We start from the raw sequence: 20,045 nt of genomic DNA, 5'->3' as shown, positions 1-20,045 counted from the left end.
GGTCCGCTCAGATGACAGAATCCGTCCAGCGGACGATGTCCTTGGCGGCCTGGCCAAACGCGCTGTCCAGCGCGTCGACATAGGCGGTGTTGCCTTTGCCCGACACAGGCGCGCTCGCCGTAAAACTCTTTGACGCCCGCACCTCGCCGTTGCGGTCGTTGAGGATGCGCACGAACAGGTCGACATCGGCATGATCGCCGCCATTGACGCGCACCTCGAAGGAACGCACCTCGACGATGATTTGATAGTCGATCGCCAGCCCTTCGCCCGGCTTGCCGACGCCGGCAAAGCTGCCGGAACGCTGGAAGGTCTCGGCCAGTCTCGCCTGGACGATGAGCGGCAGGCGGTCCGCCCATTGCGCGCCCTTGAGGAACTGGATCGATCCGTCGGACGGCCTGATGACGATGTTCTGGCTGTCCAGCGCCTTCAGCGCCGAAGGCTGGGCGATCAGGATCTGGCGACGGCTATGGGCATGTATGTCGACCGAAGGCGCGGACAGCTCGAACGTATCGAGCGGCGCCGGCTTGCCGCCAAGGGCGGCACAGCCGGCAAGTGTGAGCACGAGCGCCGCGGCGGCAACCGACTTCAACCCTCTCACCGACTTCACGCCTGATCCCCGTTGTCCCCGGATCTTACGATCAACCCACACTTGCGGTTCATTTCTTGGCGGTCGCGGCAGCGGAAGTCAACGCCGTGCCCTTCCATCGAACTGTCGGACCTCGCCCTCACCGCCGGACAAAATGCGCTGCGGATTGCGGCTGAGGTCGGTCACTGCTTCCTCGATGCGGTTGATCGAACGCCGGCTGTCCTGCACCAGCGCTTCGACATTCTGCAGACCCGAGCCGGAGAAGCGCGACAGATTGTCGACGATGGTGCCGAGGCGAGAGTTCAGCGTATCGGCAACCTGCTTGAAGGATTTCAGCGTCGCCCGGGCGTCAGCCATCACGCCGTTGGCTTCGCCGGATCCGAGAAGCTTATCGACCTTGGCAAGGATGCCGTCGACGCGCACCGAGGCATCGTTGAGGCGCTGCGAGAGCTGGCGGGCATTCTTGATGGTATCATTGATGTCGTCGGAGCGGTTGGCGATCTTGTCGGTGACCCTGGCGATATCGGCGGCGGCCTTGTCGGCGTTGGCGCTGGCCTTCTGGATGTTGGCCAAAGCTGCCTTCACATCGGCGGGATCGATGCCGTCGAGCACGCCGTTGACTTTGTCCAGGGTGCCTTGCGTCTGCTTGGCGAAATCGTTGATCGAGACGACCGCCGTGTTGACGTTGCCGATGACGGTGTCGAACTGCTTCGAGGTCTCTTTCAGGTTCGCCGTCACCGTATCGACATTGGCCACGATGCTCTTGATCTGGTCCTTGTCGACGGAATTGAGCAGGCCTTCGGCCGCCTTGAGCGTGCTGTCGAGCCGGCCCGAAACGTTCTTCAGCTGATCGGAAAGCGAGCTCACCGCCGAGAGGAACTTGTCGATGCCGTCGGAATTCTTGGCCAGCGCGTCGGAGAAGGTCTCGACATTCTTGACCGTCTGCGTCAGCGGGCCGCGGACATCCTTGGTGAAGCCTTCGAGCTCGGTCAGCACCTTGTCGGCGCGGGTAAAGATGTTCTGCGCCGTCTGCAAAAGATTGGTGACGGCTGACGGGTTGGCGACGATCTCGGCGATCCTGCCTTCCTTTTTCGCCTCGTCGAGAACCCTGGCTTCCTTGGGATCGGCGCCCTTGAGCTCGATATTGGCCTGGCCGCTGAGGCCGGTCAGTCCCAGGTCGGCCTGCGTCGACTTGGTGATCGGCGTCCAACTCGCGACTTCGGTATCTGCAATGGCGACGGTGGGATCGTCACCGTCGATATAGACATTCTTGACGTCGCCAACCCTGACGCCGTTGAACAGAACCTGGCTGCCGCGGCTGAGACCGGAAGCCGAGCCCGGGATACGCACGCGCAGCATCGTCGTTTCGCCCTTGTCGCCGATCGCCGCGGTCCAATAGACGAAGGCGAAGGCCGCAAGGATCGCGCCCAGCGTGAAGATGCCGACAATTACATAGTTGGCTCTTGTTTCCATCGCCTCACTTATGGCTATGTGCGCGCCGCAAGATCAAGTTGCCGGGCGCGTTTTCCGCGGAAATAGGATTTCACCCACGGCTCATCACTCTTCAGCATGTCGTCAATCGTGCCCTCGACCAGCACCTTCTTCTTGCCCAGCACCGCTACGTGGTCGCAGGCGGTGAACAGCGTGTCGAGATCGTGTGTGACCATGTAGACGGTCAAATCCATCGTGTCGCGCAGCTTGACGACCAACTCGTCGAATTCGGCCGCGCTGATCGGGTCGAGCCCCGACGTCGGCTCGTCGAGAAAGACGATGTCGGGGTCGAGCGCGAGCGCCCGCGCCAGCGCCGCGCGCTTGATCATGCCGCCGGAAAGCTCGGACGGGAATTTTTGGGCAGCATCCGGCGGCAACCCGACCAGCTCGATCTTGAGCAAGGCGAGTTCATCCATCAGCGACTTAGGCAAATCGAGATATTCGCGCATCGGCACCTGGACGTTCTCCAGCACCGTCAGCGCCGAAAACAGCGCGCCGTGCTGGAAAAGGACGCCGAGGCGCATGTCGATGCCCAGGCGTTCGGCATCGCTTGCCTTGTCGACATCGACACCGAACAGGCTGATCGTTCCCGACTGCTTCGGCATCAAACCAAGGATGGTGCGCAACAGCACCGACTTGCCGGCGCCCGAGGCGCCGACGAAGCCAAGGATCTCACCCCGCTTTATGTCGAGCGAAAGCTTGTCGAGGATCGACCTGTCGTCGATGGCAACGGTCACGTTTCGAACCGAGAGAACGATCTCGTCGTCCGCTTTGTCTTGCGATGCCGCCGCGCCGTTGCCGTTCGCCATCTCAGAACCCGATCGCTGCGTAGAACATGGCGAAAAGCCCGTCGAGGATGATGACGACGAAGATTGACTTCACCACCGAAGCGGTCACATGCAAACCAAGCGATTCGGCGCTGCCGCCGACCTTCATGCCTTCGACCGACGCGATGATGCCGATGATCAGCGCCATGAACGGCGCCTTGATCAGTCCGGCAAAGATGGTGCTGAGGTCGATGGCGGCGCGCAACCTGTCGATGAAAGCGGCCGGCGGGATGTCGGAATACAGCCATGCGGCGGCAATGCCGCCGCCAAGCGCCGCGAAATTGGCAATGATGGTGAGGCACGGCAGGCCGATCACCAGCGCCACCAGGCGTGGAAAGACGAGCACGCCGATCGGGTTCAGCCCGATCACCTTCAGCGCGTCGACCTCCTCGCGCATCTTCATCGAACCGATCTCGGCCGTGATGGCGCTTCCCGAGCGGCCGGCGATCATGATCGCCGTCATCAGCACGCCGAGTTCGCGCAGGATCAGCACGCCGACGAGGTCGACGACAAAGATGTTGGCGCCGAAATAGCTGAGCTGATAGGCGCCCTGCTGGGCAACGATGGCGCCGACGATCGCCGACATCAGCACCACCACCGGTATCGCGCCAACGCCCATGCGGTCGATCTGGTTGAAGATCGCCGCAAGATTGACGCCATGGCCGCGACCAAGCTTCATCTGCGCGCCGCGGATGGTGGCGCCAAGGATGTTCATCGAGGCGAGAAAATCGTCGCGTATCTCATAGACCCGCCGGCCGACCAGCTCGAGGGCGCGCACGACGATGTTGGGCGGCTTGGACGGAGCCGATTCGGGCTCACGGCGGACGGCGTCACCGACCGCGCCAAGCAGGATCGAGGCGACCTCGCTCTGCCCCTGCATATGAACCTCGACGCCCTTTTTCTCAAAGACGCTGGCCAGCCGGTCGATCAGCCAGGCACCGGCCGTGTCGATCTTTTCAATCTTGGAAAGGTCGAGCACCAGCTGCTTTGCGCCACTGCGCTTCTCGATCTTGCGCATGTCGGCATCGATCAGCGCCACGGTGCGCGTCGTCCACACGCCGGAAAACGCGCAACGGAGCACACCGCCCTCCTCGCCCACGGCGACGCGCGGCTGGTGCTCGGCGTCCTTGGCGGCCTCGCCGCTTGCGTCGCGTTTGCGGATGGTCAACATGGCGTCCTGTTTAGCCTGATGGGACAGGCGTGTCGATTTGCCGGCAGACCGGTGTCGCACAGCCGGAGAAGAAAATTATGGCGCGTGTCATTTCGGTCGAGATGGAGCGATTCCCGATCGCCAGCACTTTCACCATCTCACGCGGATCGAAAACCGAAGCCGAAGTCATCACCGTCACGATTGCCGACAACGGCCATGTCGGCCGTGGCGAATGCGTGCCCTACAAGCGTTACGGCGAGACGATGGACAGCGTATATGCGGCAATCGATGCCATGCGAGGCGAGATCGTCCGTGGCATCGACCGTGTGGCCCTGCTCGCGGCCATGCCTGCGGGAGCGGCGCGCAATGCCATCGACTGTGCTTTATGGGACCTGGAAGCCAAGCTGAGCGGTACGTCCGTGGCCGCCGCGATCGGCGCCCTCCCCGCCAAGCCGCTCGAAACCGCCTACACGCTGTCGCTTGCCGAACCGGAAGCGATGGCGGCGCAGGCCCGCGCCAATGCGCATCGGCCGCTGCTCAAGGTCAAGATCGGCGGCGACAACGACATGGCCCGCATCCGTGCCGTCACCGCGGCAGCGCCCAATAGCCGCATCATTCTCGACGCCAATGAAGGCTGGACCGACGATAACGTCGAAGCCAACGTCGCCTTCGCCGCCGAGCATGGTATCACGCTGATCGAGCAGCCTTTGCCGGCAGGCAAGGACGCCATCCTGCGCCGGATTGCGCATCCGGTGCCGATCTGCGCCGACGAAAGCGTGCACGGCACAAAAGACCTCGATGGGCTGGCCGGGCTTTATGACGCCGTCAACATCAAGCTCGACAAGGCGGGCGGCCTGACCGAGGCGCTGAAGCTTCGCGATCGTGCCCGCGACCTCGGCTTCGGCATCATGGTCGGCTGCATGGTCGGCACCTCGCTCGCGATGGCGCCGGCGGTGCTGCTGGCCCAGGATGCCGATTTCGTCGATCTCGACGGTCCGCTGCTCTTGGCGCGCGACCGCGAGCCTGGCCTTGTCTATGACGGGTCGATCGTCCTACCGCCTGAGCGGGCGCTGTGGGGCTGAACGCGCGGCAAGCCCTATCAACGCCATGCCGATGATCGCGATCGGGATCATTGCCCAGAAGCCGTCGACGCCCAACCGGTCATAGAGCGGACCGGAAGCAAGCGTCACTGCCGCCATGAAGAAGCCGTTGAAGAAATAGGCAATGCCTTGCGCCGCACCGGTGCGCTCTTCGGAAATCGTCTCGCCGATCATCTTCTGCAGTCCGATCAGCACCATTGCGACCGATACCGAATGCAGCGACTGCACGAGGAAGAAGCCGGCAACGCCAAAGCCGAGCGGCCAGACCAGCGGGAAGACCATCCAGCGCACGATCGAGCCGATGCCGGCGATCACCATCACCTTGACCACCGAGACCGAAGAAAAAATGCGGTTGAAGAACAGGAACATGCAGACTTCGGAGACAACGCCCCAGGCCCACAGCAGGCCGACGACGGAATCGCCGATGCCGATCGACTTCCAGTAGATCGACACGAAACCGTAGAGGAAGGCATGGCTGGCGGTGATGATGCCGACGCCAAGGGTGAAATAGAGGAAATAGGCGTTGAACAGGCTCGGCGCCTTGTCCTGGATCTCGGTTGCCGACAGCGGCGAGGCCTTGCGCGGCCGCCCCATCCGCGGCGCCACTAGTGCCGCTACGAGAGCGGCGCCAAGCGCCACGAAAATGATCACCGGAACCGCCTGCGGACCGGTGGCCGCCAGGATGAAACCGCCGGCGACGTTGGCGCACAGATAGGAAATCGAGCCCCATTTGCGCATGGCGGTGTAGTTGGAGCCGAAGCGGCGCACGCCCGACAACGCCAGCGAATCGGCCATCGGCGAATGCGGTGTCCAGGCGATCGTCAAAAGCAGCGATACGGCGAGCACGATGGCGTAGGTGGCCGGCAGGAAATAGCCGGCCGAGACGGCCATCGAGGCTGCGACCAGCGCGATATAGACGTTGGCGCGGTCTTTCGCCCGATCGGCAAGCGCCGTCAGCATCGGCGTCGTCACCACGCGCAGGAACATCGGCGCTGCCAGGATGACCGCGATCTGCTCGGCATGGAAACCTTTCGCCTGCAGCCAGAGCGGAAAGTAAGGCAGATGCGTGCCTTGCGACACGAACAAAGTCGCGAAGATCAGGCTCATGCGAAGTTCGAAATGGCTTGGCTTGACGAGCTGTTCAGGCGAGAGCGGCGGCAGCGACATGAATCGATCCAATTTCGCTGCACTTGGCGTCCGCGCAACGTGTTTCGATCCCTAACATGCAGCAAAGCGCGGCGGAACTGCCTGGACCAATCGATCAAAGGCAAAGCTGTTGATGACGCTCGAAAGAGTCGGCAAAGCGCCCGTTACACCAATGCAATCAAGGCAATGGAGCTAGGCGCGGGCAAACCGGCCGTGGTCAGGCGGCCTGCGCCGCCCTGCCCTTGAGGTCGATGAGATCGACCGGCACCAGCACGTCGCTGCCTGCCTCGGTCTCCGGCAGCACATGCGCCCAGGTCAGGATCTCCATGTGGCCGTCGAAATGCTCGACCACCGCAGTGCAGCTTTCAACCCAGTCGCCGGTGTTGATGTATTGCACGTCGCCATAGTTCTCGATCGCCGCGTGGTGGATGTGGCCGCAGATGACGCCGTCGACATGCGAGCGCCGGGCCTCGTCGGAAAGCACGGTCTGGAACGAGCCGATGAAGTTCACGGCCTTCTTGACCTTGACCTTGGCCCAGGATGAGAACGACCAGTACGGCAGCCCCAGCAGATGGCGCAGCTTGGTCACGACGCGATTGACCACCATGGCTCCGTCATAGGCATAGTCGCCAAGATAGGCGAGCCAGCGCTGATTGTGCACCACCGTGTCGAACTGATCGCCATGGATCACCAGCAGGCGCCTGCCGTCGGCGGTTTCGTGGATGGCGCGGTCGGCAACGACGATGCCGCCGAAATGCACGCCCTGGAACTGGCGGGCGAATTCGTCATGGTTGCCGGCGATATAGGTGATCGAAGCGCCTTTGCGCGCCTTGCGCAGCAGCTTCTGCACCACGTCGTTGTGGCTCTGCGGCCAGTGCCAGCTGCGCCGCAGGCGCCAGCCGTCGACGATATCGCCGACCAGATAGATGATGTCGGCGTCGTGGTGACGCAGGAAATCGATCAGGAAATCGGCCTTGGCCGCCTTGGAGCCGAGATGCACGTCGGAAATGAACATAGCACGGAAAGTGCGGGGCTCTGGGCCTGACATCGCGATTTCACCTTTGCTTTCGCGTGCCTATGCCCCGATTCATGCAACAACCGTATGACGGTTGCGGTTGGTCCAGCCCAGGCGCTAGCTTGCGCGCAATTCAATCAGGAGAAAAATCGTCATGGATCTCGGCATTCGCGGCAAGAAAGCCATCGTCTGCGCTTCGAGCAAGGGACTCGGGCGCGGCTGCGCGATGGCGCTTGCCGAAGCCGGCGTCGATCTCGTCGTCAACGGCCGCAACGCCGAGCTCGTGGCCAACACCGCCAAGGAGATCCGTGACCGGTTCGGGGTCAAGGTGATCGAAATCGTCGGCGACGTATCGAAGCCGGACGTGCAGAAGGCGATCCTCGCCGCCTGTCCCGACCCGGACATCCTGGTCAACAACAATGGCGGCCCGCCCTTGCGCGATTTCCGCGAGCTCGACCGCGCCAAGATTCTCGAAGGCGTGACGCAGAACATGGTGACGCCGATCGAGCTGGTGCAGGCGGTGGTCGACGGCATGGCCAAGCGCGGCTTCGGCCGCATCGTCAACATCACCTCGCTGTCGGTCTATGTCCCGATCCCAGGGCTCGACCTGTCGTCTGGCGCAAGGGCCGGCCTGACGTCGTTCCTCGCCGGCGTGGCACGCACGGTCATCGACCGCAACGTCACCATCAACAGCCTGTTGCCCGGCAAGCTCGACACCGACCGCCTGCGCGGCCCGCATGAGGCCGGCACCGTGGAAGACCCGGCGGCCGCGGCAGCGCGCAAGACCCGCATCGGCGCCGATGTGCCGGCCAAGCGGCTGGGCACGCCGGAGGAATTCGGCCAGATCTGCGCCTTCCTCTGCTCGGTTCATGCCGGCTACCTCACCGGACAGAACATCCCGGTCGATGGCGGGCTTTATGTCAGCGCCTTCTGAGACAGGCCGCGCGCTGCCGACTCTCGAAGCAAAGAGCTGAAATAACGCGACGATTCCGGTTTCGCGAATGTGAACGCGACGCCCGGGGTTTGGCGTCGCGAAAAATCGCGCTCGCGTGCATCCTGCTTGATGCAATTGCAGACGGAAACCGTTTCACACTTTTCCTGGAATTGCTCTAAAAGGCTCGGAAAGCAGGAAGCAGAGGGAGGCCGTAATGGACGGCGAGAACAAGAAAACGGCCCGGTCGGACCTCGACGAGGCCGCCCTCTTCTTCCACAAATATCCGATCCCGGGAAAGCTCGAGATCCAGGCGACGAAGCCGCTTGGCAACCAGCGCGACCTGGCGCTTGCCTATTCGCCCGGCGTGGCGGCCCCTTGCCTGGAGATCCGCGACAATCCGGCGACCGCCGCCGACTATACCGCGCGCGCCAACCTGGTCGGCGTCGTCTCCAACGGCTCGGCCGTGCTCGGGCTCGGCAACATCGGCCCGCTCGCTTCCAAGCCGGTGATGGAAGGCAAGGCGGTGCTGTTCAAGAAATTCGCCGGCATCGACGTCTTCGACATCGAGATCGACGCGCCCGAGATCGACCGCATGGTCGAGACGGTCGCCGCGTTGGAACCGACCTTCGGCGGCATCAACCTCGAGGACATCAAGGCGCCGGAATGCTTCGAGGTCGAAGAGCGGCTGAAAGCCCGCATGAGCATTCCGGTCTTCCACGACGACCAGCACGGCACGGCAATCATCGTCGCCGCCGCGGTCCTCAACGGGCTTGAACTGGCCGGCAAGGCGATCTCCGACATCAAGATCGTCACCTCGGGCGCGGGTGCCGCGGCGCTTGCCTGCCTCAACCTGCTCGTCTCGCTCGGCGCCAAGGTCGAGAACATCTGGGTCACCGACCGTTTCGGCGTCGCCCATAAGGGCCGTGTCGAGGAGATGGACCGCTGGAAGGATCCTTATGTGAAGGATACCGAAGCGCGCACGCTCGCCGATGTCATTGCCGGCGCCGATGTCTTCCTCGGCCTCTCCGCCGCCGGCGTGCTGAAACCGGACCTTTTGCAGCATATGGCGCCGAAGCCTTTGATCCTGGCATTGGCCAATCCCAACCCCGAGATCATGCCGGAGGTGGCGCGGGCCGCCCGGCCGGACGCCATGATATGCACGGGACGGTCCGATTTTCCCAATCAAGTCAACAACGTGCTGTGTTTTCCTTATATCTTCCGCGGCGCGCTCGACTGCGGCGCCAGCGCCATCAATGAGGAGATGAAGATGGCCGCGGTCAGGGCAATCGCCGCCCTTGCCCGCGAGGAGCCTTCGGACGTCGCGGCGCGCGCCTATTCCGGCGAGACGCCGATGTTCGGCCCGGATTTCCTGATCCCCTCGCCCTTCGACCCGCGCCTCATCCTGCGCATCGCGCCGGCGGTGGCGAAGGCCGCCTGCGACACCGGCGTGGCGACACGGCCGATCGCCGATTTCGCCGCCTATATCGACAAGCTCAACCGCTTCGTCTTCCGCTCCGGCCTAGTGATGAAGCCGGTGTTTTCCTCGGCCAAGACTTCGAGCGCCAAGCGCGTCATCTATGCCGACGGGGAGGACGAGCGCGTGCTGCGCGCCGCGCAAGTGGTGCTGGAGGAAGGCATTGCCGAGCCGACCCTGATCGGCCGTCCGCATGTCGTGGAAGTGCGCCTGAAGCGCTATGGCCTGCGCATCAAGCCGGGCGTCGATTTTGCGCTGATCAATCCCGAAGACGATCCGCGCTACCGCCACTATGTCGATCTTCTGATCGAGCTCGCCGGCCGGCGCGGCATCACGACGGAAGCCGCGCGCACCATGGTGCGCACCGACAACACGGTGATCGCGGCGCTGGCGCTGAAGCGCGGCGACGCCGACGCCATGATCTGCGGCCTCGAAGGCCGCTTCGAGCGGCATTTGCGCAACGTCACGCTGATCATCGGGCCACGCGCCGGCATCAAGGATTACGACCTGTCGACGCTGTCGATGTTGATCTCGCAGCGCGGCATCATCTTCCTCACCGATACGCATGTCTCGGTCGATCCGACTGCGGAGGAGATCGCGGAAATGACCGTGCTGGCGGCGGAGGAAATCCAGCGCTTCGGCATCGAGCCGAAGGCGGCGCTGTTGTCGCACTCGGATTTCGGCTCCCGCGATTCCACCAGCGCATTGAAGATGCGCCAGGCGGCCGAAATCCTCGGCCGCATCGCGCCGGACTTGCAGTGCGACGGCGAAATGCATGCCGACACCGCGCTGTCGGAACATCTGCGCCAGCGCGTCTATCCGCATTCGCGGCTAAAGGGCGAAGCCAACCTTCTGGTGTTCCCGAACCTCGATTCGGCCAACATCACGCTGACGGCGCTGCGCGCCATGATGGACGCGCTGCATGTCGGACCGATCCTGCTCGGCACCGACAAGCCGGCGCATATCCTGACGCCGTCGGTGACCTCGCGCGGTGTCGTCAACCTGACCGCGCTGGCCGTGGTCGAGGCCGCGCACAAGGCGCAGGCGCTCGCTCCGCTCTGAGTTAGGTGCCGAGCTGGCCACTCAGATTGGCGCGAAGCGGAAATGACCTGTCTGCCGGAAGACGTACAAAGTGTCCTCCTCGCGGGCGCCCCAGCCGATATTATGGACGACCAGCGGCCGTTCCGGCGCTTCAGCCGAGCGGTTGGATGAAACGATGGCGATATGCGTCAGATTGCCGGGCAGCATCTGCGTGACCAGGTCGCCCGGCTGATAGTCGGCCGGGTCCTGGCTGACCGGCAAGGACGCGCCGCGCCGGGCGAAAAACACGGCAAGGTTGGGCACGCGGCGGTGGTCGATGTTGGGGTCGGTCGATTTCAGGCCCCATGCCTTCGGGTAAGCCGCAAAATCGGCCAGCATGTCTTCATGCACCAGCTTTTGCAGATCGAGCTTGAAGGCATTGCGATAAGCGCGGATCACGACATCCGTGCACACGCCCCGCTCCGGCGCGACATCTCCGCCGGGATAGGCGATGCGTGTGTAGGCCGGATCGTAGATGGTCGTGATTCCGATCTGCCGACGCGCGGCATCGACCAGCCTTTTGCGCCAATCGGCAGCCGATCCTTTCTCGGCCCTGGCGGCCGGCATCGCCAGGCACAGAAGACCGAACTGCAGTGCGGCTCGACGGGTAATCTGGGTCATTGCCCTGGCCTCCGGCTGGATCGAGGGGATTTTTCAGGCCCGAATACGCCTTTTTTGCACCTGCTCCATGCAACTTTCATGCACGGGAAAAGTCTGGCGGTCGCGGCTTTGTCGACGCAGCCCCGCCAGCACCTGCATCGGCGATTTGGGTCGAGATCGTCTTTGGTTGTAGATTGAGGAAACGGTTAACCGCGAATCCGGTAGCATCCCGACAAACGGGCTAGCAGGGGTTGGCATATGACGCGCGGAGGGTTGAGGCTGACCCACCTTGCGGCGCTGCTTGCAGCGCTTGCCGCCTCGGCCGTTGCCGTGACCGAACCGCAGGCGGCGTCGCGCACATGCCGCCAGCTCGAGGCCGAACTTGCCGCCACGCGCGGCGGGGGCGGCGGACCGGGCCTGATCGGCAAATATGACGACGCCATCCAGCGCCAGCGCGAGCAGCTCGCCAAGGCACGCAGCCGGGCAAACGATGCCAATTGCGATTTTTCGCTGTTTTCGCGCAGTGTCAGCCAATGCGCCGCGATCAATGCCTCGATCCAGCGCATGAACGCCAATCTCGACACTTTGCAGGCCAAGCGCGAGCGGCTGGCGGCCGGCGGCACCCGGCAAGACCGCAGCCGCATCCTGGCGGCGCTCGACGCCAATGGCTGCCGCGACGACGAGATCGCGCCACGGCGCGCGCCAACCCAGGAGGCTGCCCGCGACAATGGCGGCGGCAGTATCTTCGAGCAGCTTTTCGGACGGCAGCATCCGGAAAGCGAGACGCTCGACAACGTGCCGGACGCGTCGGACGTGCCGCCCGACGATCCGAGCGTGCGCAACGTCCGCCGCGTCATCAACCAGCCCGACGGCATGGACCTGCCGCGAATGGGCGGCGAATTCCACACCATGTGCGTGCGCACCTGCGACGGCTATTTCTTCCCGATGTCGAACGCCGCTTCCGTCGGTGATTTCGAGCGCGACCAGAAGAATTGCAGATCGAGCTGCCCCGGCACCGAAATGCAGGTCTTCTATTCGCGTGGAATCGACGACGATTCTGGGTTCGATGACCTCCTCGGCGACAGGCCAGCCCTACAGCGAACTGCCCAGCGCCTATCTCTACAAGCAGGCGAATTATTCGCGACCGCCGAGCTGCGGCTGCAATGCGCAGGCCGGCAATTTCTCGATCATCGGCGGCAATCCGCCCAATCCCGAACAGTCGCAGCCGGAAAATGAAAGTGCGCCGTTCATCCCGGTGCCGGCTGCCAAGCCCGACCCGGGCGCCGATCCGGAAACGCTCGCCAACACCCAGGGCGGGCTCGACCGCGAGGCGATCAAGCGCCTCACCACCAAGGTGCCGGTATCGCCGGTGTCGGCGCTGCCGCCCGACCAGCGCAAGGTCAGGGTCGTCGGGCCAGCGTTCCTTCCCGACCCATCAGCGGCAATAGATCTGAAAGCTCCGGCCCCGCAGTCCGCCCAGTAAGCGCGAGCCTCAGCGGCATGAACAGCGGCTTGCCCTTGCGTCCGGTGGCTTCCTTGATCTTGCCGGTCCAGTCCTTCCAGACCGTGCCGTTCCATGGCTCCTCCGGCAGCACGTCGAATGCCTGATTGAGGAAATCGCGATCCTCGCCGGAAAATTCGGCCGGCTCCGGCGGGCCGTCACTCCAGAATCCGCCACCAGGTGGCGGCATCGGCCAGCCGGTCGAGATTGCCGCGCACGGCCATCCAGAACGGCTCGGCCTTGTCGCCGGAAATGCCGAGCACCATCAGCCGGTCGCGCGCTTCGTCGAACGACATGTGATGCAAAAGCGAACGGTTGAGCACGAACAGTTCAGCTGGATCGAACTTTGCCGACGATTTCGAGGTCGCCGCCGGGTCGAAATGGCCGGCGAGTTCGCTGAGGTCGTGCGCGGCGGTGACGTTCTCCGACGTGCCGACGAGCACGGCGAGCGAGGCGACGGCCATCGGCTCGATGCCGTCCTCGCGCAGGCTCTCGATCGACAGCGCGCCGCTGCGCTTCGACAGCCCCTCGCCTGTCGAGGTGGTCAGCAGATTGTGGTGGCCGAAAACCGGCGGCTCGGCGCCGAGCGCCTTGAAGATCGAAATCTGCACACCGGTGTTGGTAACATGGTCGTCGCCACGGATGACATGGCTGACGCCCATCTCGATGTCGTCGACCACCGAGGGCAGCGTGTAGAGATAAGTGCCGTCCTCGCGCACCAGCACCGGGTCCGAGAGCGAGGCCAGATCGACCGTCTCTTCGCCGCGCACCAGATCGTTCCAGTGCACCTCGGTACGCTCCGGCTGCAATGGGTCGCTGGTGAAATTGGGCAACAGGAAGCGCCAGTGCGGCCGACGTCCGTCCGACCGGTATTCGGCCACCTGCTCGGTCGTCAGCGTCAGCGCCTCGCGGCCATAGACCGGCGGCAGGCCGCGCGTGCGGCGCACCTTGCGGCGAAGATCCAGTTCCTCGGGCGTTTCGTAGCAAGGGTAGAGCAGCCGCGCTGCCTTCAGCTTCTCGACCGCCGCGTCGTAGATCTCGAAACGCCTCGACTGATAGTCGGTGGCATCGGGAAAGATGCCGAGCCAATGCAGGTCGTAGAGGATGGAATCGGCAAATTCCTGCTTCGAGCGGGCAATGTCGGTGTCGTCGAAGCGCTGGATGAAGCGGCCCTTGTTGTTCACGGCGAACAGCCAGTTGAACAGCGCGGTGCGCGCATTGCCGATATGGATGCGGCCGGTGGGCGACGGGGCAAAACGTACGGTAACTGTCATGGGCGGGGCGTAGCGGATGCTTTTCACATTGACAAGGCGCGCCCCCGCGCGAAGGCAACAGATAGTGCAAGCCAGCTAAAATGAAAAGCCATGGGGCAGACACGGGCTTCCGGGCAGGCTGATAAACCTCGTCAAGTGCCTGCAAAGCAGGGCGTCGCATGTCCCCGTTATCCACATGTGTGACACACAAGATGTTGGGGTCATAAAAGCTACGCAAACAGAATCCTTGACGGGCAAGGACGAGTCGCTTTTTATGGGCCATGCGTTCCTGTTGAGAGCGTGACCGGAAAGTTTTGAGGCCGGTCTTTTTCCCGGATTTTGTGCGTTTTGCCCGGATTTCCGCCTGTTACGAGGCCGGCGGAAGCGTTGGGATCGGTGGGGGCTTGGGTGGGCGAAAGGGACAATTGTCGGCCTGGAAAAAATGATCTGTTAACACTATATTTAGTGTTTGCAGGCAGGCTCGACGCTAGATAGTGTGAACCTCCCTCGAACGAGGGAATCGACCAAAGTTTCAGTTGAGGGACCCGCGAGGGTCGGTCTGCAGCCCGGGCAAACGCTCGGCAGGGCGTATCGCTGACTGCATGCCGGCACTTGCGACAAGGAGAGTGTCGGCGTCGCCTGCGATGCCGGCAAACGGCGGACTGCGCTTTTCGCCATGTGGGGCAGAAATCCCCGGGGAAAAGCGCTATATATAGACAAAAAGGGACCGGACCAATGCGCATCGAGCGTCGCTTCACCAAGCCAGACCAGTCTGCTTATGCGGAGATCGAATTCCGCAAGGCGCTGTCGGAAATCAAGAACCCCGATGGTTCGGTGGTGTTCCGCTTGGATAACATCGATGTGCCCGTGCAATTCAGCCAGGTCGCGGCCGACATCCTGGCGCAGAAATATTTCCGCAAGGCCGGCGTGCCGGCGCGGCTGAAGAAGGTCGAGGAGAACGACGTCCCTTCGTTCCTGTGGCGCTCGATCGCCGACGAAGCCGAGCTCGCCAAGCTGCCGGAGGCTGAGCGCTATGGTTCCGAGACCGACGCCCGCCAGGTCTTCGATCGCCTTGCCGGCACCTGGACGTACTGGGGCTACAAGGGCGGCTACTTCAAGTCCGAGGACGACGCGCGCGCTTTCCGCGACGAGCTCGCCTATATGCTCGCCACCCAGCGCGTCGCGCCGAACTCGCCGCAATGGTTCAACACCGGCCTGCACTGGGCCTACGGCATCGACGGTCCGAGCCAGGGTCATTTCTATGTCGACCCCTTCACCGGCAAGCTGACCAAGTCGAAATCCTCCTACGAGCATCCGCAGCCGCATGCCTGCTTCATCCAGGGCGTGCAGGACGACCTCGTCAACGAGGGCGGCATCATGGATTTGTGGGTGCGTGAAGCGCGCCTGTTCAAATACGGCTCCGGCACCGGCTCGAATTTCTCCATGCTGCGCGGCGAAGGCGAGAAGCTGTCCGGCGGCGGCCGTTCGTCCGGCTTGATGAGCTTCCTCAAGATCGGCGACCGCGCCGCCGGCGCCATCAAGTCGGGCGGCACGACGCGCCGCGCGGCCAAGATGGTCATCGTCGACGCCGACCATCCCGATATCGAGGAATTCATCGACTGGAAGGTCAATGAAGAGCAGAAGGTCGCCTCGCTGGTGACCGGCTCGAAGATCGTCAAGAAGCATCTCGAAGCGATCATGAAGGCCTGCGTCAATTGCGAAGGCAATGGCGGCGACTGCTTCGACCCTGCCTTGAACACCGCGCTGAAGCGCGAGATCAAGGCCGCCAAGAAGGATGCCGTGCCGGAGAACTATATCTACCGCGTCATCCAGTTCGCCAAGCAAGGCTACACCTCGATGTCGTTCAAGACCTACGATACCGACTGGGATTCCGACGCCTACCTCACCGTCTCCGGCCAGAACTCCAACAACTCGGTGTCGCTGAAGGATAATTTCCTGCGCGCCGTCGAGGCCGACAGCGACTGGCAGCTCACCGCCCGCAAGGACGGCAAGGTGCTGAAGACGCTGAAGGCGCGCGACCTGTGGGAAAAGATCGGCTACGCCGCCTGGGCGTCCGCGGATCCCGGCCTGCATTTCAACACGACGATGAACGACTGGCACACCTGCGCGTCCGCCGGTGCGATCCGGGCCTCCAACCCGTGCTCGGAATACATGTTCCTCGACGACACGGCCTGCAATCTCGCCTCGATCAACCTCCTGCCCTACCGCAATGCCGACGGCACGATCGACATCGCCGCTTACGAGCACACTGTCCGTCTGTGGACCATGGTGCTCGAAATCTCGGTGATGATGGCGCAGTTCCCGTCGAAGGAAATCGCCAAGCTCTCCTACGAATACCGCACGCTCGGCCTCGGCTACGCCAATATCGGCGGCCTGCTGATGACGTCGGGCATTCCCTATGACTCGGACGAGGGCCGCGCCATCTGCGCAGCACTCACTGCCATCATGACCGGCGTCGCCTATTCGACCTCGGCCGAAATGGCCGGCGAGCTCGGCGCCTTCCCGGACTATGACCGCAACGCCCAGAACATGCTGCGCGTCATGCGCAACCATCGCCGCGCCGCCTATGGCGAAAAGCAGGGCTATGAGAAGCTCGCCGTCAATCCGGTGCCGCTGGTCGCTTCCGACCTCAAGCAGCAGGCGCTTGCCGAGCATGCGAAAGCCGCCTGGGACCGCGCCATCGAGCTCGGCGAGGAGCATGGCTACCGCAACGCGCAAGCGACCGTGATCGCGCCGACCGGCACGATCGGTCTGGTCATGGATTGCGACACCACCGGCATCGAGCCCGACTTTGCCCTGGTGAAGTTCAAGAAGCTTGCCGGCGGCGGCTACTTCAAGATCATCAACCGCGCCGTGCCGGAAGCGCTGCGTACGCTCGGCTATTCCGAAAGCCAGATCGCCGAGATCGAGGCTTACGCCGTCGGCCACGGCAACCTCAACCAGGCGCCCGGCATCAACCCCGGCTCGCTGAAGGCCAAGGGCTTCACCGACGAGAAAATCGCGGCGCTCAATGCGGCGATGAAGTCGGCCTTCGACATCAAGTTCGTCTTCAACCAGTGGACGCTCGGCGCCGACTGGGTGAAGGAGACGTTTGGCTTCACCGACGAGCAGCTCGGCGACTTCGCCTTCGAGATACTGCCGGCGCTGGGCTTCTCCAAGAAGGACATCGAGGCCGCCAACATCCATGTCTGCGGTGCCATGACGCTGGAAGGCGCGCCCTTCCTCAAGGCCGAGCACCTGCCGGTGTTCGATTGCGCCAGCCCCTGCGGCAAGATCGGCAAGCGTTCGCTGTCAATCAACAGCCACATCCTGATGATGGCGGCGGCCCAGCCCTTCATCTCGGGCGCCATCTCCAAGACCATCAACATGCCGAACGACGCGACGGTGGAAGACGCCAAGGGCGCCTACATGCTGTCGTGGAAGCTGGCGCTGAAGGCCAACGCGCTCTATCGCGACGGCTCGAAGCTGTCGCAGCCGCTCAACTCTTCGCTGCTCGCCGATGTCGAGGACGACGAGGATGAGGCCATCGAGCAGCTGATCGCCGCGCCCGCCGCGCAGCGCGCCGTGCAAGTGACGGAAAAGATCGTCGAGCGCGTCATCGAACGCCTCTACCGCGACCGCGAAAAACTGCCGAACCGCCGCAAGGGCTACACCCAGAAGGCCGTCGTCGGCGGCCACAAGGTGTACCTGCGCACCGGCGAGTTCGACGACGGGCGCCTGGGCGAGATCTTCATCGACATGCACAAGGAGGGTGCTGCCTTCCGCGCGATGATGAACAACTTCGCCATCGCTATCTCGCTCGGCCTGCAGTATGGCGTGCCGCTCGACGAATATGTCGAGGCCTTCACCTTCACCAAGTTCGAGCCGGCCGGCATGGTGCAGGGCAACGACGCGATCAAGAACGCGACGTCGATCCTCGACTATGTGTTCCGCGAGCTTGCGGTCTCCTACCTCGCCCGCCACGACCTCGCCCATGTCGACCAGTCCGACTTCGACAAGACCGCGCTCGGCCGCGGCATCACCGAAGGCAAGGCGACACCCTTCTCCAAGGGCCTGACCCGCGGCGTCTCGCCGGTCAAGCTGGTGTCGGGCGTCGGCTCCGAGCCCAAGGGCTTTGCCGGCGCTGCCCCGACCACGGCCCCTGCCCGCGCCGCGCCCACCGCCTTCTCCGGCTCCAACGTCTTGACGCTGAAGCCAGCAAGCGACGAGGCGATCGCCTACAAGCGCGACTATGAGGATCGCGCCAAGGAACTGGCCGAGGAGATCGTCGAGGAGGAAGTGTCGAGCGCCGAGGCACTGTTCACCGACGCCGCCGCCAACGAGGCCGCCGAGGCCAAAAAACTCGCCGCCACCCGCCGCCAGCAGTCACTGCTGCAGGGCTACACAGGCAACGAATGCACGGAGTGCCACAACTTCACCATGGTGCGGAACGGCACCTGCGAGAAGTGCGACACGTGCGGAAGCACGAGCGGGTGCAGCTGAGGAATCTGAGCCGCTAAAACGTACGTAACATGATCGGCCCGGTCGCAAGATCGGGCCGATTTATGTCGGACTCTCAAAAAGCGATTGTTGGATTTCGTTTTCAATTCCATGGTCGAGGCGGATAACGCCATTGATCAACCATTGCGGGTAGGCTTTGTGGGTCCCCATAGCGAGAACAAAACCCTTTTTTGGATATTCTATTCCAAATCGATCTGACATTTTCTGCAGCGTTTCTGCCTCGCCGTATAGACGTTGCCACCGAAGAAAGGTGGCCTCAATTTCCCAGTCCTGGCACGTTCCTTCGCGCACGCCATCGTCGGTTTCATACCTATACTTGAAGACAAAAGGTGCAGGCTCATAAGGAACCAGGCTTTTTTCTAGGAACCCAAACAAGCTGTTGGCCTCTTGGTCATGCCACTTCCGAAACCTGACTTTTTCACTCTCAAACGTATTGCGATCCTTTCGCTCGACGAGGAATTCTGCATTTCTTGGTCGAACAAGTGCCAAACTCCGACCTCTTTCCAGCTCAGCAGCGAGACTGGAAACAACGTGCCGAGCTAAAAACTGAGATCGTGACTTTTCAGACAAAGTGCCTGTAATCACTAGCGATTTATGTTCTAGTCGCCGGCTCTCACGTCGTTGATCGCCTCTCGGGAGAGTCCAACCATATTCAATCGTGTCCCATCTGCCGAACTTCTGGGCATCTTGCAGCGTACGAAACGCGACCGGATACAAGCGTATCCAATTTCCGCTAAAGTCTATGCCGGCACAGCAGACCAGTTCGCCGTGGGTCTCCCCGACGCGCGGCGCCGCCTTTACAAGGACCACCGCTGAATCGCGTTGAGTTATTGACGCCAATCAAGCCGCCTTTAGACAAAACCCTTTCGGTACACCAAGATGCTTAATGGTAATATTTCTATTTTTCAATATCTCTTCGCAAACAATGGACCGGTGGCAGTCTTTGTGATCTCGCTCAAAACACATCAGGCAGATATTTTTGTTTTCGGACTGAGCAGATATGTCGCCAATCGTTTTTTTAGCAACCTCATTGGCAATATGGCTTCTGAAAATTCGTTCGAACCGCCGACGATCCCCGCTTCGCGCGGCCAGCCGACCCTCTTTTGGATCACCTAGAGTCTTCGCATGTCGATATTCGATAGCAGACTCTTCGAGGTGTCTTTTGAGCGAATTTTTAGAAAAGCCCGGCTTCCTTGACAGCGGCAAATCTCGCACGTCAATAAGTACGTCTATCTTTGCTGCCTTAAGAACGGACACGAAATCGCCGATCTCGGAACCTTCGTAGCCAATCGTTAGTAGCGCCATAGGATATCTCACAGTTCTGCTACGCTGGTCATAAACGATCAAACTTGTCCGAAGCGTGACGC

At 62.5% G+C, this 20,045-nt stretch carries 13 protein-coding genes and 2 pseudogenes; 5 read left to right on the top strand and 10 right to left on the bottom strand.

Annotation, left to right across the window (positions count from 1 at the left end; genetic code table 11):
- Positions 1 to 7: 7 nt before the first annotated feature.
- The 4 genes from ACVDG8_RS35900 to ACVDG8_RS35885 all read right to left on the bottom strand — a co-directional run bounded on the left by ACVDG8_RS35900 (position 8) and on the right by ACVDG8_RS35885 (position 4,075).
- Entirely contained in the window at positions 8 to 598 is a 591-nt protein-coding gene (locus ACVDG8_RS35900; RefSeq protein ID WP_447257181.1) for an ABC-type transport auxiliary lipoprotein family protein, read from the bottom strand.
- A gap of 87 nt (positions 599 to 685) precedes the next feature.
- Positions 686 to 2,059 carry an MlaD family protein gene (locus tag ACVDG8_RS35895; RefSeq protein ID WP_447252706.1) on the bottom strand — a complete coding sequence of 458 codons (1,374 nt, stop codon included), beginning with the start codon at positions 2,057 to 2,059 and terminating at the stop codon, positions 686 to 688.
- A gap of 14 nt (positions 2,060 to 2,073) precedes the next feature.
- The gene (locus ACVDG8_RS35890; RefSeq protein ID WP_447252705.1) at positions 2,074 to 2,886 is read right to left on the bottom strand and encodes an ABC transporter ATP-binding protein; all 813 of its coding nucleotides are present in this window, start codon (positions 2,884 to 2,886) and stop codon (positions 2,074 to 2,076) included.
- 1 nt (position 2,887) lies between these two features.
- Complete coding sequence (locus ACVDG8_RS35885; protein ID WP_447252704.1) at positions 2,888 to 4,075, bottom strand: ABC transporter permease; 1,188 nt, start codon at positions 4,073 to 4,075, stop codon at positions 2,888 to 2,890.
- Between the two features lie 77 nt (positions 4,076 to 4,152).
- On the opposite strand from ACVDG8_RS35885, the gene dgcA reads away from it, so the two are divergent.
- Positions 4,153 to 5,136 (top strand): N-acetyl-D-Glu racemase DgcA, encoded by a 984-nt coding sequence (gene dgcA, locus ACVDG8_RS35880; RefSeq protein ID WP_447252703.1) that lies wholly within the window; start codon positions 4,153 to 4,155, stop codon positions 5,134 to 5,136.
- Here dgcA and ACVDG8_RS35875 read toward each other — a convergent pair.
- Positions 5,107 to 6,321 (bottom strand): MFS transporter, encoded by a 1,215-nt coding sequence (locus ACVDG8_RS35875; protein WP_447252702.1) that lies wholly within the window; start codon positions 6,319 to 6,321, stop codon positions 5,107 to 5,109. The genes dgcA and ACVDG8_RS35875 overlap by 30 nt on opposite strands.
- A gap of 196 nt (positions 6,322 to 6,517) precedes the next feature.
- The gene (locus ACVDG8_RS35870) at positions 6,518 to 7,315 is read right to left on the bottom strand and encodes a UDP-2,3-diacylglucosamine diphosphatase (RefSeq protein ID WP_447252701.1); all 798 of its coding nucleotides are present in this window, start codon (positions 7,313 to 7,315) and stop codon (positions 6,518 to 6,520) included.
- Between the two features lie 154 nt (positions 7,316 to 7,469).
- Here ACVDG8_RS35870 and ACVDG8_RS35865 point away from each other — a divergent pair, with 154 nt between their 5' ends.
- Together ACVDG8_RS35865 and ACVDG8_RS35860 are read left to right on the top strand one after the other, a co-directional pair.
- The gene (locus ACVDG8_RS35865) at positions 7,470 to 8,249 is read left to right on the top strand and encodes an SDR family oxidoreductase (RefSeq protein ID WP_447252700.1); all 780 of its coding nucleotides are present in this window, start codon (positions 7,470 to 7,472) and stop codon (positions 8,247 to 8,249) included.
- Between the two features lie 214 nt (positions 8,250 to 8,463).
- On the top strand, positions 8,464 to 10,785 hold the full coding sequence (locus ACVDG8_RS35860) for an NADP-dependent malic enzyme (RefSeq protein ID WP_447252699.1): 2,322 nt from the start codon (positions 8,464 to 8,466) through the stop codon (positions 10,783 to 10,785).
- Between the two features lie 21 nt (positions 10,786 to 10,806).
- On the opposite strand, the gene ACVDG8_RS35855 is transcribed toward ACVDG8_RS35860, so the two are convergent.
- Positions 10,807 to 11,424, bottom strand: coding sequence for a DUF1287 domain-containing protein (locus ACVDG8_RS35855; protein WP_447252698.1), 618 nt, complete (start codon positions 11,422 to 11,424; stop codon positions 10,807 to 10,809).
- Positions 11,425 to 11,661: 237 nt separating this feature from the next.
- Here ACVDG8_RS35855 and ACVDG8_RS35850 point away from each other — a divergent pair.
- Positions 11,662 to 12,886, top strand: a pseudogene (locus tag ACVDG8_RS35850) (DUF2865 domain-containing protein).
- On the opposite strand, the pseudogene gltX reads toward ACVDG8_RS35850, so the two are convergent.
- Positions 12,804 to 14,178 (bottom strand): annotated as a pseudogene (gltX, locus tag ACVDG8_RS35845) (glutamate--tRNA ligase). The pseudogenes ACVDG8_RS35850 and gltX sit on opposite strands and share 83 nt — an antisense overlap.
- A gap of 714 nt (positions 14,179 to 14,892) precedes the next feature.
- On the opposite strand from gltX, the gene ACVDG8_RS35840 reads away from it, so the two are divergent.
- Positions 14,893 to 18,660, top strand: coding sequence for a vitamin B12-dependent ribonucleotide reductase (locus tag ACVDG8_RS35840; RefSeq protein WP_447252696.1), 3,768 nt, complete (start codon positions 14,893 to 14,895; stop codon positions 18,658 to 18,660).
- Between the two features lie 60 nt (positions 18,661 to 18,720).
- On the opposite strand, the gene ACVDG8_RS35835 is transcribed toward ACVDG8_RS35840, so the two are convergent.
- Entirely contained in the window at positions 18,721 to 19,518 is a 798-nt protein-coding gene (locus tag ACVDG8_RS35835) for a hypothetical protein (RefSeq protein ID WP_447252695.1), read from the bottom strand.
- A complete protein-coding gene (locus tag ACVDG8_RS35830) occupies positions 19,519 to 19,983 on the bottom strand; it encodes a DUF488 domain-containing protein (RefSeq protein ID WP_447252694.1) in 465 nt (154 codons plus the stop codon).
- Positions 19,984 to 20,045 lie beyond the last annotated feature (62 nt).

The sequence above is a fragment of the Mesorhizobium sp. ORM8.1 genome (genome assembly GCF_053005525.2).
This window is presented reverse-complemented; position numbering and strand designations above follow the sequence as displayed.